Genomic DNA, 15,975 nt, shown 5'->3' on the forward strand with positions numbered 1-15,975 from the left:
TGTATATGGGGTTTGGAAAAACGGAAATCAAGTCTAAATTCATTAACTACTTGGTGCTGTAATGTACTCATAAATAGAGTCTTCAACAGGGTGATTCATCCTATACCTTACTTTTACAACTGGAACAGCTTTATTGTTGTCATCTAACAAAGTAGCCTCTTCGAAACTTTCATCAATGGGAGTCACATCACCCATATAGTAGAAATCGTTACTTTCACCATTACTTTTTTTGATGAATAAAGGCAATCTTAGTCCGTCTCTGTAATTCCTAATGGTAGCAACATCATCACTCTTCAGTGTTCTGTTAGACTTAGACATCCATTCAAATTCAGAACTATCGACAAAGCCTTCTTCGTATTTCGTAGTACTCGAGATATCTTCTTCTTTGTGATAGTTTACGAATATTGGACAATTTGTCTTCTGATTATTAGTACGGTAACCTCCAACATTCTGTGCTAACGGATTCTGATCCCAATTCAGAATTCTAAAGACATCTTTCCGGGAATATTTCTGATACAATATGAAGCCATCAACATACTTATTTTTGTCAAATTTTCGATTATAAATTGTTTCGGAATAATCCAGCATGTCATTAAGAAAACGCGAGAAAGTGTCATTTTTTAGTGAATCCATAAATTCATCACTAAATGAGATAAGTCCATTTGTATAAGAAACAATATTTAAATCATATATTTCTCTGACACTAACTAGATTGCCATTGTGTTTTTTAGTTACAAATTCAAAATTGATATTTTTAATACACGATTCTATTGTTTCATCGGAAACTGAAAATCCATATTTATCAAAAATAATTGCTTTAAATTCTTCCTTTAGCAGAATATCTCCAGCAATCAATTTCTTAAGAATAATAACTTCCTCGACCCTCTTAGTATTTGCAATTTCATTGGAGAACAATTCGAGAAGCTTGATTTCATTTTCAGATAGTTTGTTCTGTAAGGATTCTTCTTGACTCGATACAAAGTTAAAATAGGATTTTGAATAGTTTGCATACAATTGCGGATCTCGAGAACCATGTTCTACAAAGTCCATCATCATAGGATATCTGCCAATCTTGAATTTTAAGAGTTCGTAGCCTTTCACAAGATCTTTTTTGAGATGTAAATTCGCTTTATCTATTGCTGTGAAGATCCTATCATGTGTAATTTTATCAAAATTGATAGTTGAAGAACCCGGAATTAAACTGCTTCCACTTAACATCAATTTACGCAATGTGTCCTTGTTGTAGGTAGTATCACCATATAATGCAATTGGAACTAAGTAGTTATTACTATAATTACCTATGAAATCAATCACAGTAAGGAATTCTTTGTCGTTAGCTTTACGCAATCCTCTTCCTAATTGCTGTACAAAGATTATGGCTGATGCAGTGGGTCTCAACATAATAATTTGATTTACTTTTGGAATATCCACTCCCTCATTGAAGATATCAACAGTAAAGATATAATCCAATTTTTCAGAAGAATCATAGCTTTCCAATCTGTCTATCGCATCAATCCTCTCTTCTTCACGATTTTTACCAGACAATGAAACCGTTTTGTAACCCCTTGCATTAAATGCATCAGACAATCCCTGACTTTCAGCTACACTGCTACAAAAGATAAGCCCTCTCACACAGCCGTTATCACAGCCATAAAATTCAGCTTTTTCAATAATCCTATCTACACGTTCTTTTGCTGTCAATAAAGAAAACGCTGCATCTTCATCTAAAACTTGATCATCTACAGTAACGTCTTTTACACCAAAATAATGAAAAGTCGATAACATTTTTTCTTCTAAAGCCCTATGCAAACGTATTTCGTATGCAATATTGTGTTCAAACTGAGAAAAGATGTCAAAACCATCTGTCCTTTCAGGAGTAGCAGTCATACCCAACAGAAATTCTGGTTTAAAATGATTGAGGATTTTTTGATAGCTTTCTGCCCCTGCTCGATGAGTTTCATCTATAACTATGTAATCAAAATATTTTTGATGGAACTGGCTTAAATGTTCATCTCTGGAAATCGTTTGAATCGTAGAAAATATAAAATCAGCATCAATTTCTCTTTCGTTTCCTGAGTAAAGACCCATACTTCGGCTATTGCCAAAAATCTTTTTGAAGCTCTGCATAGCTTTTTCAGCAATATTTCTTCGATGTACTACAAATAAAAACTTTTTCGGATTATATGATTTCACATCAAATGCAGACAGATATGTTTTCCCTGTCCCTGTTGCAGAAATTAGTAGAGCTTTATCTTTATTATTTGACCTTAAAGATTTCAGGTTTCCCAATGCTTCCTTTTGCATTGCATTTGGAGTTATTGAATCATTGTGGTGAGATTCGATGCTGTTTCTTGAACTTGAAATGAACTTCTTTTTCAAATTATAATCTAATGCATAAGAATCAATGAATTCATCATCCACCAATACAGCATTTTCAAATTCATTTCTGAATTCGTTAATAGAATCAGCTATCAATTTTGAGTCACAAGTAGCTGAAATTTTTAGGTTCCATTCTCTATTTGAACATAATGCATTAGCTGTAAGATTACTGCTCCCAATAATCAGATTATATCGATTGCTTTTTTTGAATAGGTATCCTTTTGCATGGAAATCACAGTTTACTGCTATCTTTAAGTCAATATTATTGAACTTTGACAAAGATCTCAATGCTTCTGGTTGAGTAAAATATTGATATTGGGACACCAATATTTTTCCTTTAATTCCAGCATTTTGAAGTTCTTCAAATGAATTAATTAGACTAGTTACACCACTTTTTGTTGCAAAAGCTACTGAAAACCAAAATTCGTCACAATTTTTTAGTTCTCTAGATATAGTCTGTAGTACCTTTTTCCCATTATCAGTATCATTTACTAGTAACTCTGGGAGATACTCTTTTTTTGAAGCTAAGGACTGGTCAATAAAACCAGTTTTCAAGCTATCTAATAAAGACACAGGAAAGTTATCCATTTTAACATTCCTTCATTAATTTAGAGACAATTGGCAGATCTGCTTCAGCCCAATCCAAAATTGATAAATTTTCTGGATTTAACCATTTGAACGCAATGTGTTCTTTTAGATTCAATGTTGGGTTTAAGGCACTGCAAATGAAAGTGTGCATAGTAACACTAAAATCAGGATACTGATGATTTACAGTTAGAAACTCCCTCTCAATTTCAATATTTAGATCAAGTTCCTCTAATAATTCGCGTTCTAATGCTTGTTCTTTAGATTCATCAGGTTCTATTTTTCCACCTGGGAATTCATATTTTAAAGAAATGTAATCGTATTTTCCATGATTTCTTTGAACACATAGAACTTTATCATCATCCATGATTATTGCTGCAACTACTTCATAGTGCTTCATTTGTTTTGTACATCCCGGAAAATATGATAACTGAGATAATTTATAAACCTTTTTAAAAATGTCGGGATAGTTTTGCAGATAGACTCGTCCTCTCAGCTGTTGCAACCCTCATACCAAGTATATCTCTCGGACTCATGTTTGCTATCTATCGTATCAGAAAGGAAGTAAATCAAATGGATACTACTTTTAAACAAGAAGTATTAACCCAACCATCTTCCCTGAAATCGCTCACAATGACCATATGAATGCATTGATGCCACCATTTCTGTATTGATGTAGAAAAGTCTCGCCTTATGTTGTTTTACAATGCCTTTGTGCATAAATATCGAGGAATAATTATAAATAATACATTGTGTATTTTATACAAAAAAACTATAAAAATTTATATATAATGTTATGACGTGGTGGTAATCATACAAGACAAAAAAGTAAAAACGATAATCATTTCGTTAGTTGCAATTTCTTTGCTGCTAATATACAATTTAAGCTCTTTTTTTGGAAGGAGTATAAGTTCATCGAAGACTATTCCATTGCTCTTAATTACAGTGGGATTTGTAACGATCGGGATAATCTATCTGCTGGAAAACAAGAGGAATAAAGCGGAAGAATGACGATGGAAACAACCATATTGGCGAGGGTTGAGTCTTCCTGTCATCGCGCTGTGGTTTTCTTTGAAGATCCGGGATAAGATACTCCACAAGCATTTTGAAAACAAAAGGGAAAAGTAGGGTTGAAGTACTATTAAAAAAATAAAATGGGTATTCAGCAAATGATATACTGATATTTTAAAAGTCCGACTTTCGAGGATTTGTTGGTATACTAAATCCAAATGTACTTCCCTTTTCAACCTCACTTTCAACCCAAATCTCGCCACCATGCGTTTCTACGAAATTTTTAGCAATCGCAAGTCCGAGCCCTACACCCCCGTACTTTCGCGTAATTGAGCCATCAAGTTGTACAAAGGGTATGAAAAGTCTTTTTTGTTCTTCTGAAGAAATGCCAATACCCGTATCCATTACAGATATTTCCATAAACTGATTGGATTTTTTTGCTGTTACTGACACAGAGCCTTTTGTTGATGTGAACTTAATAGCATTTTCAGTAAGGTTGTATAAACTTTGCTTAATCTTTTCCTTATCTGCGTATATAGTTCCTAAATTTGTATCAACATCAAATGTCAGATTAATATCTTTTGATGTAGAGAAAGGCATTAGCGATGTTTCAACTTCCTTAACAACATCCGGTACACTGAATGGGTGGACCTCAAGGTTCATTTTCATAAGCTCAATATTGGAAATACTCAATACATTGTTGAAGATACCCAATAATTGCTTCCCGTTCTTCAAAACGATTTTTGCACATTTCGTTTGTTTTTCAGTTAAATTTTCATCAACCAACACATTCGAAAAACCTATGATTGAATTTAAAGGTGTTCTGAGTTCATGGCTTACATTCCTTAATAACTCAGTTTTTGCCTTGTTGGCAGCTTCAGCAGCAAATTTTCCATCTATCATTGCTTTTTCTGCCTTTTTGAATTCGGTGATGTCCACCGACGAACCCATTATCCCAAGGGGTTCACCATCTTTATTCAATACCATGTTTACTGAAAGGAGTAACGGAAATTCCGTACCATCTTTTTTTACACCTATCACTTCCCCTTCCCACCTTTTTTCAGAGAGCAACGTTCCCAGAATTTTTTCGGCTCGTCCATTCCTTTTCCAAAATTCTAAAATGGGTCTTCCCAAAATTTGAGTTTCATCATCATATCCCCACAACCTGAGAAACGCAGGATTAACATACGTCAAATTGGCATTGAGATCCGCAAAACCAATGGCATTGATGGAAGTTTCGACAGCATTTTCTTTTATTAAAAGTTTCTCTGACAACTGCTTTGTTTTATGCTTCACTGATTGATAGCCCAGGATTGAAAAAATAGGCAAATAAACACAAAGCGCTGTGACCATTATCAGGAGATATGATAAAGGCAAGTCCGTCGCAACATAAATAAGTGCAACTATAATTATGATTGAAAATACGACTATGCCATAACAGACAACCATAAATATTTTCCAAAGATCTCCTTCTCCCCAGAACTCCCGATTCATAATAAATAATTGGAATTAAAAATATATAAGACGTGTTATTGACTGCATGAGTAATCCTCAATTGATGAGATCTCCAGCCAAAAACAGCTTATGGATTATGCTTTGGGAATCTCGAGATTCAATTCACCATATTTCCAGATAACTGAGAAAAATACTTCATTCGTATAGAACAATTAAAAAAACCTATTGTAAAACAATGAGAAGATCTAAAATAATTTGATAGCCTCGTCCGAATTCGAACCGGGGTCCCAGACTCCAAAGTCTTGAAGGATTAAACGCTACCCTACGGAATCTCACATCCTGCATATTGTACAACAAAACCTATTTGCCGTGTAGAAATTAACTAATTTCTGGATAAGGACAGACCATCTCCATACGCCATCAAAGTGTCCGGCCAGGTCCTCCTTGAAAATGTCAGGATGCTTTTCCAGATGGTACTCGTATTCTCAACTGTTGCAACCCTCATGATGTGGAAGAAATTTTTGTCTTATGCTAAATTGCAGTGACAAATGTATGGCAAACGTCATGAATGGGTGTGGAAGAGAGTAAAAACCTGATATTTTTTATCAAAAATGAAAATAGTGTGGTCAACATTTGAACCAGATCACCAAATCGCTCTTAATGTTCCTCATCCGGTAAATACGCACAACCCTGGCGTCTAATTTTTGCAATACACTTTTCAGCAAGTTCTCGTCCAATATGTAAATTTGAAGCTTCCCGGTAAATATCTTCAAGTAAAACTTTATCGGAAGGAGAAGATGATCGGAGCTGGTCGATTATTTCACGTATGACCTCTATATCTCCACTTGACACTGTCACCTCTTTATTATCGGCAGACAGTTTCTTTTCTTTAATTTTTTCAATTGAGTTAGCTTCTAAAACAAAATCGCCGGTAGTGGATGTTGATCTGAAGTCTGCTTTTAGTACTCCGGTTGCAATGATCTTATCTTTAACATTTACAGTGTCCACCAGGTCTCCTTCCAGATGAACGATCAATGACCCTGGGTCATAAACATTATCGAATTCCCTGATCTCGATCTGCTGAGAATCATTTATGGTTGAAACTTCACCCTCAACAGATATTGTATTTGAAATGTCCTTGCTTCTAATATCCCTTATTTTCAAAATTCCACTCCCACTAATATGAATAACATACTCAACTATTATTTATGTTGTATCGATACCTCGAATCACGCAGAACCAGAAATTTGTGGAAATGCATGGTGGCGATATTTGGGTTGAAAGCGAACTTGGGAAAGGAAGTACCTTCGGATTTAATATACCTATAGATAGCAAACCTCAATAAAGTACTATTCAGGAATATTTAGTGAAATCATCATTGAGCTTGCCCACACGATTTTAAAAACCAGAGTTAAGAGATTTACAATTAACTACTATTCCTTTCAAAGAAAATTTATTATTTAGACAATACTTATGCAAATGAAAAAGTGCCATAGACAAACCTCACAGGCACCTGGTAGACACCTCTTTTCTCCGCCTCAGTGCTGATAATCCGATACATTTCATCCATGGACGAAGTTCCGGGATCCACATCTGTCATTACCTGTATGTACCCGCTCTTTTGAGCATGTCCGAGACACATGGAAGAATTTTCTATAGGCGGGAATTCACTGAAATTTACACCGAAAACTATCTCACCAACGTTGTTCCGGTAAGACCTCTGTTCTTCGGTAAGCGGGTATGGAAGCTCACCATAGGTCCCATATACCTCATAGGTCTCATTCAACGGCGCGAGAACGTATGCCGCATGATACAGGATAAGTCCGTCTTCACCATTGCTCAATCCCCTGAGAGATCCAAGTGACTCTTCGTCCCCGATATCCCCGAGAGCAAGGATCGAAGCCATCCTGAGATACTTATTTTCGGATTCGTTCATTGAAATATCCAGAAGCAGGTCCGTTGTGCTGTTATCACCGATCTTGCCAAGAGTGGTGATTGCATTTTTTCGCATTTCGATCGAATTGTTTTTGTTTTGCACGACCTGCACAAGTGATACGATTGTCTTTTCGTCACCCATGCCCACAAGCTCATCCATTGCACCGGAGCTGATACTCTCATTCTCGTGATCAAGATCTTCGATAAGAGGATTCACATTAGTGTCCTCTACGCATCCCGGCGACATGATCACTAAAGCAAAAAGGATGATTGCAACAGATCGGGTGAATTTCATGTTGATCCAAACCTCAAATATTAAGTCAATAACTGTCCACTGTCACATACGCAGAATTGACAGATTGTTGTTGAACGATGTGAAGATAATAACTATGGACAACTATTTAGAGATTTACTCAATTTTTTGATGTGAGAAAGAAAATAGGCTGAAGTACGGGAAGATAAAAAATAAAATAGCCGGATCTCAAATATTGTTCGTTCCCCTGCTGATAATACCTACATACTCTTCAAAAAGATATTTCTTGTATCTCTTCTTACCGGTGATCTCGGTCAATATACCGATCTCTTCGAATTTGATTACGAGATTGTTTGCGGTAACGGTTGTTATATTAAGTCTGTCTACAACGTCCTTATTGCTAATGATAGGGATTTCAAAGAGCATATCTATCAATCTGATGGCATGGATGCTTGAGATGGAGTGCTCATAAAGCCGTTTTGTCATTTCATCTTTTAGCTGTATGATCTCTCTTGCAGTATCGACGGCTTCCTGTGATGTTTCACTGACACCCTTGAGGAAGAATTTGAGCCAATCCTCCCATGCACCTTCTGTACGCACCTTCATAAGCAGGTCATAGTAGTCATTCCTGTGGTTCTTGAGATAAAAACTCAGATACAGAAGGGGTTTTGACAGAATTTCTTTCCAGACCAGGTAGAATGTGATGAGCAACCTTCCCATTCTACCGTTTCCATCAAGGAATGGGTGAATCGTTTCGAACTGTGCATGAATAAGCCCTATCTTCACAAGATCCGGGATATGGTCTTTTTCCAGAAGGAAACTTTCAAGTGCTTCCATAGCAGGTATCGTAATATCCGGCGTTGGTGGTACAAAAGTAGCCTGCCTTATTGATGCACCTGGAATGCCGATGTAGTTCTGGCAGTTTTTAAACTCTCCGGAATTCAGTCCGTCCCCTCTTGTACCTGCAAGTAATATCTTATGGATCTCCTTAATAAGTTCTAAGGACATTGGAGTCTCAGAAAGTCTCTTGATCCCATGGTCCAGGGCCGAGATATAATTCACAACTTCCTTTATCTCATTGACATCTTCTTTCGGCACAAGGTCGGCCTCAAACTCCAGAACTCCTTCAAGGGAAGCCTGCGTACCTTCGATCTGTGAACTGAGAAGAGCCTCCTTCTTTACATACATTGCAATGAAAAGATCAGGATTAGGTAGAACTGATGTGATCCCGTCAAGTCTTGCAAGGTTTCTGTCCGCTTTAGAAAGCAGTAAATGAAGCTGATCGTCATATTCCAAAGGTGGGACCGGAGGTAACTCTTTAGGTATGAACGATCTGTATCCTTCAGGTGTCAGTACAAATTTTCCAGCTCTTTCATTCATAGGATAACTAACCTTTACTTAGACCTGGTGTTCTAAGTTTAAATTAAGCATTCTTTAGTTAACGTGATATCTTTGATTCTAATTAAATGTTCCTTTACTTAGAATGATCAAACGAGTTCTAAGTAAAGCCGTTTTAGTATTTTGTTGAATTTATTAGTAATGTTTCCATTGCTCTAAAGATACCGATAAAGGCTTTCATGTTTTCATCCCACCTTTTTTGCCAAACCTGCCGCTCATCCGACAACCCGAATTGTGATGTAACTACTTTCATCTTATTTGGCATCTTTTGAGATATGAAGAAATGGATGTGATGCCTGCTAACCAAAATATGTCGTCGTGTGGATAATAGCATAATAGGAATCACTAAAGAGATACTCAAATCTTACGAAATATAGAGATCTGGTAAGGAATATCTAAAGAAATTATATAGTCCCGCCCGGATTTGAACCGGGGTCCCAGGCTCCAAAGGCCTGAAGGATTGACCGCTACCCTACGGGACTTCACATCCTGCATATTGCACAATAATACTTATTTGTTGTGGAAAATTTCAGATCATTTCTGGATAATGAGGGTCAGCACATCACCATCTTCCAGATAGTGGTCAAGACCTGCTCGCTGCCCTGGATGCTTGGCTGATGGACCCCATATCTGGGAATACCTGAACTTATCACGGAAATCGCGGTGCAGGCGGTCACAGATGTCAGCTACTGTCACGCCGTTGGTCACGATCATTGGCTCATCCATGTCTGCGGGGCCACCCTGTGGTTTCAGGTACACCCTGATGAAATCCAGGGTTTCGTATATCAGGTCCTTGACGGCTTCAAGGTTCTTCTCCTCGTTAGCAGAAATGAATGTAGCATCAGGGAACTTTGTCTTGCAGAACTCCAGAGCCTCCTCAGTAGCCATATCCACCTTGTTGATGACGATCACAGCAGGGATATAAACCCTATTGGCCATCACAGAATCAATAAGCTGGTCCATGTTGATGTTTTCCCTGAGAAGGAGGTGGGCATTGTGTATCTTGTACTCGCCCAGGATCGCCTTGATCAGGTCGTCGGACATCTCAAGCTCCATGGTCGTGCTGATGATAACACCACCCCTGTCCATCCTCTTGATAGTAACATCAGGAGATGACATGTTGATCCTGATACCTGCATCGTAGAGTTCCTGCATCAGCACCTTATGGTGCTCGGGCTGGAACACGTCCAGCAGGAAAAGCACAAGATTAGAGTTCCTCACCACGGCGATGACCTCCTTACCACGGCCACGACCACTGGCAGCGCCTCTTACAAGACCCGGCACATCCAATATCTGAATGGTCGCACCCTTATAATCCAGCACTCCCGGGATCACATCAAGGGTAGTGAACTCATACGCACCCACCTCAGAATTGGCACCGGTCAGCTTGTTCAGGAGGGTGGACTTACCCACAGAAGGGAATCCCACAAGTGCAACAGTAGCATCGCCTGACTTCCTAACAGAATAGCCCTCGCCGCCGGACTTGGCAGAAGCTCTCTTCTGCACATCTTCCCTCAGGCGTGCAAGCTTCGCCTTCAACTTACCGATGTGATGGGATGTTGCCTTATTATAGGGAGTCTTACGGATCTCGTCCTCGACTGCCTGGATATCTTCGTGTAAACTCATCTGCTCCCTACCACAACTTCAATATAAAAAAGATTTTCCTTAGAAGGCCCGGAAGTTACCTGTATACCCCTTCAAAAAGGATAACTTCTACCTCAGTTCCTTCCCTTGCCATCAGCTCACCTGCAGGTATCTCAATGAAACCATCCGCAGCTGCAAGAGTAGTGATCGAAGCCGAAGACTTATTGACAGAAAAGGCCCTGTTCCCCTCCAGCCGTACAGCATGAAGCTCATGCCTGGTCTCAGAAATGACATCCTCTCCGAGGACTGCCAGTACCCTCTGCTTCACCGGTTCCGAAGCGCCCAGGCATCTCCTGACAAGCGGCAACAGAAACTCATAGAAAACCGTAAGCGAAGCCGTCGGATGACCGGGCAAGGCCACTATCGGAGTCTCATTTATGATCCCAATGATCACAGGCTTTCCCGGCTTGAAGTTAAGGCCATGTGCCAGTAGCTCGCCCTTTTCCTCAATGATATTGTACATGAAATCATCAGGTCCGGCTGACGTACTGCCCGATGTCAGCACCAGGTCACACTCAGCAATTGCCCTATCCACCGCCTCCCTGACCGCTGCCCTGTCATCCCTCACAATGCCATAGGGGAAAGCATCCGCACCGCAAATCACAACACTTGCATAGAGCGAATAGGAATTGCAGTCGTAGATCATGCCCGGGTCAAGAGTTTCTCCCGGAACTGTCAGCTCATTCCCGGTGGAAATTATCCCCACTTTCAGGGACCTGACATCCACATTCCTCTGCCCGATGGATGCAAGCACACCGACCTCACGTGCTCCGATCCGAATGCCTTTGCGAAGCACACGCTCGCCCTTTGCAACATCCACACCTGCATGTATCAGGTTCTGGCCTGCATTGGCTGCCACTTTGATGAGAACATTGCCGTCCTGAAGTTCAGTATCCTCCACCATTACAACAGCATCGGCACCTTCAGGAATAGGACCGCCTGTTGCAACCTCCGCTGCCTCCATCTCATTCACACGATACCGGGGAAGCTGTCCTACCGGGGAGAATCCAACCAGCTTTAGAGATACTGGGCCTTCCTTTGCTGAAAGCAAGTCATCTGAACGCACAGCATACCCGTCTTTCAGGGATTTATCGAAATCCGGGACAGCTATAGCTGAAATAACGTCCTTTGCAAGAACACGGCCTGTTGCAGCCTCAATGGGCATTGGCCTCACATGGGTCCGGACATCAAGTCCTTCAAAAAGGCGCCTTGCATCCTCAATGGACAGCAGGTCCCTCAGTATTTTTCGTGGCATTGTTGGTTCAAAATAGTTAGATCAGGAAAGAAAAAAGAATGATCCCAGGAGATCATTCGAAGATAGGAGTGCCTGTGCTGCCGGTAACTTCTTCAAAAGCAGCGACTGCTGCCTTGGTGATAGGACCGACTGAACCGTCGCCGATAGGACGTCCGTCAAGCTTTGTGATAGGTGCAGCCTCTGCTGCGGTACCTGTGACGAAGATCTCATCTGCGGTGTACATATCGAACAAGCCGAGGTTTCCGACAATGACCTCATACCCGCGCTCCTCAAGAAGCTCAATTGCAGTAGCCCTTGTGATACCCTTAAGGTTGTTGATAGTTGGAGGAGTGTAGACCTTGCCGTTCTTGATAACGAAAATGTTGTCTCCGGAACCTTCAGAAACGAAACCATTCTGGTCAAGGAAGATAGCCTCATCGCCACCCTTCGCGTTTGCCTCGATCTTTGCAAGGATGTTGTTCAGGTAGTTTAGTGACTTGATATTAGGGGACAGTGCATCCGGTGCATTACGTCTGATCCCGACTGTTATTGCTTTGAGACCGACCTCATAGAGATCGCCATACATTGCACCCCATTCCTGTGAAACGATGTAGATGCTTGGCTTTGGGCACTTGCGTGGGTCAAGACCAAGGTCACCAATACCACGTGTAACGATAGGGCGGATGTATGCATCTGTGAGGTTGTTCTTCCTCAGGGTCTCAAGGATAGCCTCGCTCATCTCTTCCTTTGAGATCGGGACCTCAAGAGCAATAGCCTTTGCAGAATCATATAGCCTGTCAACATGCTCCTGAAGCTTGAAGACACGACCATTGTATGCCCTGATTCCCTCAAAGACACCATCACCATACAGGAAACCGTGGTCGTAGATAGAAACCGTTGCATTTTCCTTTGTGACAAACTCACCGTTGTAATAGATCAGTAATTCGCTCATATGAATCCTCTTTAATAATACCAATTAAAGGTACGTTTTGTAAATATTGTATTCCTGATGATATCTATGTTATATATGAATATTTGTACCAGCCGAAATACTGAGGAGAGTAAAAGTGCTACTTAAACAGTAAATTACAAAAAATGAGAATGATTGTAAGGCCAGGGTCAGGAATGTTCCTGCTCAGTTGAACTTTTCATAGCCTGCTGTTCAGAATATTTCCTGAAGATCGATTCATACTCATACCATCCCATTACAAATATGACAATTGCAGCAGGAACCAGAACGAGCATATTCAGGGAAATATCAGAGAACAACGTCATCACTACAAAAATGAAGAACATAAAACCGGTCTGGAATAAGGAACAGCCGAAAGCCGCCTTTCTTGGACCCTCTTTCATTGCATAAACACCCCAGAACCTTAAATTAAGAATATCCCTTAATGCAGGAGAGGAAATGTCCTCTATACCCTCCATTCCCTTCATGAATTGCCTCATCCTCATGTCTGAGATCGTTTTAGAATAGAAAAGGGACAGAAGCAAAATAATGACAAATCCAAAACTGCCGATCAGGGGCTGCCCAAGCAGGATAAGAAGGGTTGAGATAAACATGAGGAAACCAAAGATCGCCGGGAGGTAGCTGGTCTTTTCTCTGACTGCTTTTTTCAGATTGTAAAGTGTCATTAGTGCGAAGAAGAGAATGCCTAAGATGAGGATTGTTGACATTATTGGTGGAACCTTTGTTATATTAGATACTGACCATATGACGAAGACATTATATAAAAATAACATTGTCACATCAATTTGTTTTTACATATGCCCATATAATGAGAATGAAAATTTACTTTTAACTCCCCAATTGACCCAACAAAACTCTCCTGTACAAAAGGCTTTTATGTATAAACACCCATGTCGTATCTCATCCGCCCAAAATCATTTTGGGCCCGTGGCTTAGCCAGGATATAGCACCGGGCTTCTAACCCGGGGGTCGTGGGTTCAACTCCCACCGGGTCCGTTAGAATCGACAGATAGTCCTCATACGACTATCTTCTTTTTGCTTTTTTGAAATTGACATTTTGATATAGATCCATCTTACAATTCAACACTTGGAATTTGACCATTGCATTTCGGTGCACGAACAATTCGTCCCCAATACATTATTATATTACTTTTTCATCTTCAAAGTTCGAACCTCAATATCGCTTTAACTTAAAGCTCCATCCGGTTACAATTAAGATCACTGGTTTTGAGAAGTATTCATTAATACAGGACTTTCCGAGATGGCTTTGAAGGATACACTGAAAAAAGAAAGGAGTGAAAGATGATAATTTTAAATATATGCAGAAATAGTTATAGAAATACATAAAAAAATTGGGTTTGAAAGAAATGGGGAAATTTTTAAACATCGGGATGTTCTCCTGGGAGAGTTTACACTCGATAAAAGTAGGTGGCATAGCTCCGCATGTTTCCGAACTTGCGGAAGCTCTTGCTGAGAAGGGAAATTCGGTCCACATATTTACCAGAAATTCAGGACTTGAAACAGATGAGAAAGTTAATGGAGTTCACTACCATCGGGTAGACCATTCTCTTGACGGAGGCATTGTCCAGCAAATGGATAACATGTGTGATTCAATGTACTCGAAATTCCTTGAGGTTACCGGGGAATATGGCAAGTTCGATATATTGCATGTCCATGACTGGCATCCTTTTAATGTTGTCTCAAGGATAAAACATGAATTTGGAATACCCTTCATGGTCACATATCACAGTACCGAATGGGGACGAAACGGTAACGTACATGGGGACTGGTGGGAAGCCAGGGAAATATCCCACAGGGAATGGAAAGCCGGCTATGAATCTATAAAGGTCATATCCACCTCACAACAACTTACAGATGAGATCAAGTTCCTGTACCAGATACCAAATGAGAAGATATCCATCGTTCCAAACGGCATATTCCATGGAAAAATTAAGAAGGACGTTAACCCCGGTGAAGTGAAAAAAAGATTAGGGATACATCCTCTTGCACCGGTTGTTCTTTTCATAGGACGCATGAGCTACCAGAAAGGACCGGATCTGCTTGTTGAAGCAGTCCCTAAAGTATTGGATCATCGCTGGGATACTCAGTTTGTCTTCATTGGAGAAGGTGAAATGCGCCCTCACTGTGAGTCTCTTGCAAGTTCCGGAAAATGTTCTGATTATTGCCATTTCCTGGGTTATGCGGATGATGAAACTGCCAGGGACTGGATAAATGCCTGTGATATTCTCTGTATCCCAAGCAGGAACGAACCTTTCGGGATAGTTGTACTTGAAGGATGGGATGCTGAAAGGACCATCGTTGCAACAGATGCTGTACAGATAATAGATAATTTCGTTGATGGAATCCTTGTATACAAAAATCCGGAGTCTATTGCATGGGGTTTGAATTACGTGCTTGATGATCTCTCCAATGGCAGCATGAGAAAGGCTGGTAAAGAACTTATCGGCACCAAATTCAACTGGCATAGGATCGCAGAAAAGACGATCGAAGCGTACGACCTGGATGAACAAGAGGAGTGGGTACCTGCGAAGACGCTTGGAAAAGCAAAAACATTCTGGTGGAAAATTGATAGTGACCTCAACCTTTCCATAACCAGGGAATTTAGTTCGCCAAATGGTAACCTCAAAGTTGATAAGCTCATAATGAAGGACGAATTGAGCAAACTGGATGATTATATGGCAGATGAGAAGTGGAAATGCCTGTCAAACAATGTGGCAAAATTAAGTGACGGGAGTGAAAAAGAAGGAATTGGGAAGTTCCTTTATCATGATCTTAACTGGACACAGACAGAATGCCAGCTATCAAGTCACATAGGATCAATATTCTATCAGGCCGGTGTTTGGGAATACAATGGTAAAAAGAGAGGGATTCAATTTAGAAAAGTAACAGACGATTGGCACAAATTGATGAAAACCTACTATGGAGAATGCATTAAAGAACTTGATGAAACAGAGCAATATAATAGCGTTGATCTTAACTGATCAACGCTTAAAGTTTCGACCCTCTCGTTTTACGTATTAATTGTACGCATTATCCTTTTCATATCTTCAACCATTCTTTTTCATCAATATTCTTCACGGACTCGGAGCT

11 protein-coding genes and 2 tRNA genes are annotated in these 15,975 nt (G+C 40.1%); 2 read left to right on the forward strand and 11 right to left on the reverse strand.

Features of this window, described 5'->3' with window-relative positions; translation table 11 throughout:
* Nucleotides 1–42 precede the first annotated feature (42 nt).
* The 11 genes from E7X57_RS01670 to E7X57_RS01725 form a co-directional block, all read right to left on the reverse strand.
* The gene (locus E7X57_RS01670; RefSeq protein ID WP_135609878.1) at nucleotides 43–2,967 is read right to left on the reverse strand and encodes a DUF3427 domain-containing protein; all 2,925 of its coding nucleotides are present in this window, start codon (nucleotides 2,965–2,967) and stop codon (nucleotides 43–45) included.
* A gap of 1 nt (nucleotide 2,968) precedes the next feature.
* Complete coding sequence (locus E7X57_RS01675) at nucleotides 2,969–3,364, reverse strand: (deoxy)nucleoside triphosphate pyrophosphohydrolase (RefSeq protein WP_135609881.1); 396 nt, start codon at nucleotides 3,362–3,364, stop codon at nucleotides 2,969–2,971.
* Nucleotides 3,365–4,149: 785 nt separating this feature from the next.
* Nucleotides 4,150–5,469, reverse strand: a complete 1,320-nt coding sequence (locus tag E7X57_RS01680) for a PAS domain-containing sensor histidine kinase (protein WP_135609883.1) — start codon at nucleotides 5,467–5,469, stop codon at nucleotides 4,150–4,152.
* A gap of 618 nt (nucleotides 5,470–6,087) precedes the next feature.
* A complete protein-coding gene (locus E7X57_RS01685) occupies nucleotides 6,088–6,594 on the reverse strand; it encodes a hypothetical protein (RefSeq protein WP_135609885.1) in 507 nt (168 codons plus the stop codon).
* A 307-nt stretch (nucleotides 6,595–6,901) separates the two neighbouring features.
* Nucleotides 6,902–7,660, reverse strand: a complete 759-nt coding sequence (locus tag E7X57_RS01695) for a HEAT repeat domain-containing protein (protein WP_135609889.1) — start codon at nucleotides 7,658–7,660, stop codon at nucleotides 6,902–6,904.
* A gap of 186 nt (nucleotides 7,661–7,846) precedes the next feature.
* Nucleotides 7,847–8,998, reverse strand: coding sequence for a Fic family protein (locus tag E7X57_RS01700; RefSeq protein ID WP_135609891.1), 1,152 nt, complete (start codon nucleotides 8,996–8,998; stop codon nucleotides 7,847–7,849).
* 427 nt (nucleotides 8,999–9,425) lie between these two features.
* A tRNA-Gln gene (locus E7X57_RS01705) sits at nucleotides 9,426–9,498 on the reverse strand.
* A gap of 52 nt (nucleotides 9,499–9,550) precedes the next feature.
* Nucleotides 9,551–10,642 carry a GTP-binding protein gene (locus tag E7X57_RS01710; RefSeq protein WP_135609893.1) on the reverse strand — a complete coding sequence of 364 codons (1,092 nt, stop codon included), beginning with the start codon at nucleotides 10,640–10,642 and terminating at the stop codon, nucleotides 9,551–9,553.
* Between the two features lie 55 nt (nucleotides 10,643–10,697).
* Entirely contained in the window at nucleotides 10,698–11,915 is a 1,218-nt protein-coding gene (gene glp, locus E7X57_RS01715) for a gephyrin-like molybdotransferase Glp (protein ID WP_135609895.1), read from the reverse strand.
* A 52-nt stretch (nucleotides 11,916–11,967) separates the two neighbouring features.
* On the reverse strand, nucleotides 11,968–12,846 hold the full coding sequence (gene ilvE, locus E7X57_RS01720; protein ID WP_135609897.1) for a branched-chain-amino-acid transaminase: 879 nt from the start codon (nucleotides 12,844–12,846) through the stop codon (nucleotides 11,968–11,970).
* Between the two features lie 167 nt (nucleotides 12,847–13,013).
* Nucleotides 13,014–13,571 carry a hypothetical protein gene (locus tag E7X57_RS01725; RefSeq protein ID WP_135609899.1) on the reverse strand — a complete coding sequence of 186 codons (558 nt, stop codon included), beginning with the start codon at nucleotides 13,569–13,571 and terminating at the stop codon, nucleotides 13,014–13,016.
* 214 nt (nucleotides 13,572–13,785) lie between these two features.
* Between E7X57_RS01725 and E7X57_RS01730 the strand changes: the two genes are divergently transcribed.
* Nucleotides 13,786–13,860, forward strand: a tRNA-Arg gene (locus E7X57_RS01730).
* A 371-nt stretch (nucleotides 13,861–14,231) separates the two neighbouring features.
* Complete coding sequence (locus E7X57_RS01735) at nucleotides 14,232–15,866, forward strand: glycosyltransferase family 4 protein (protein WP_135609901.1); 1,635 nt, start codon at nucleotides 14,232–14,234, stop codon at nucleotides 15,864–15,866.
* The last annotated feature ends 109 nt before the right edge of the window (nucleotides 15,867–15,975 follow it).

Origin of the sequence: Methanococcoides sp. AM1 (genome assembly GCF_900774055.1) — an archaeon.
Taxonomy (GTDB): domain Archaea; phylum Halobacteriota; class Methanosarcinia; order Methanosarcinales; family Methanosarcinaceae; genus Methanococcoides.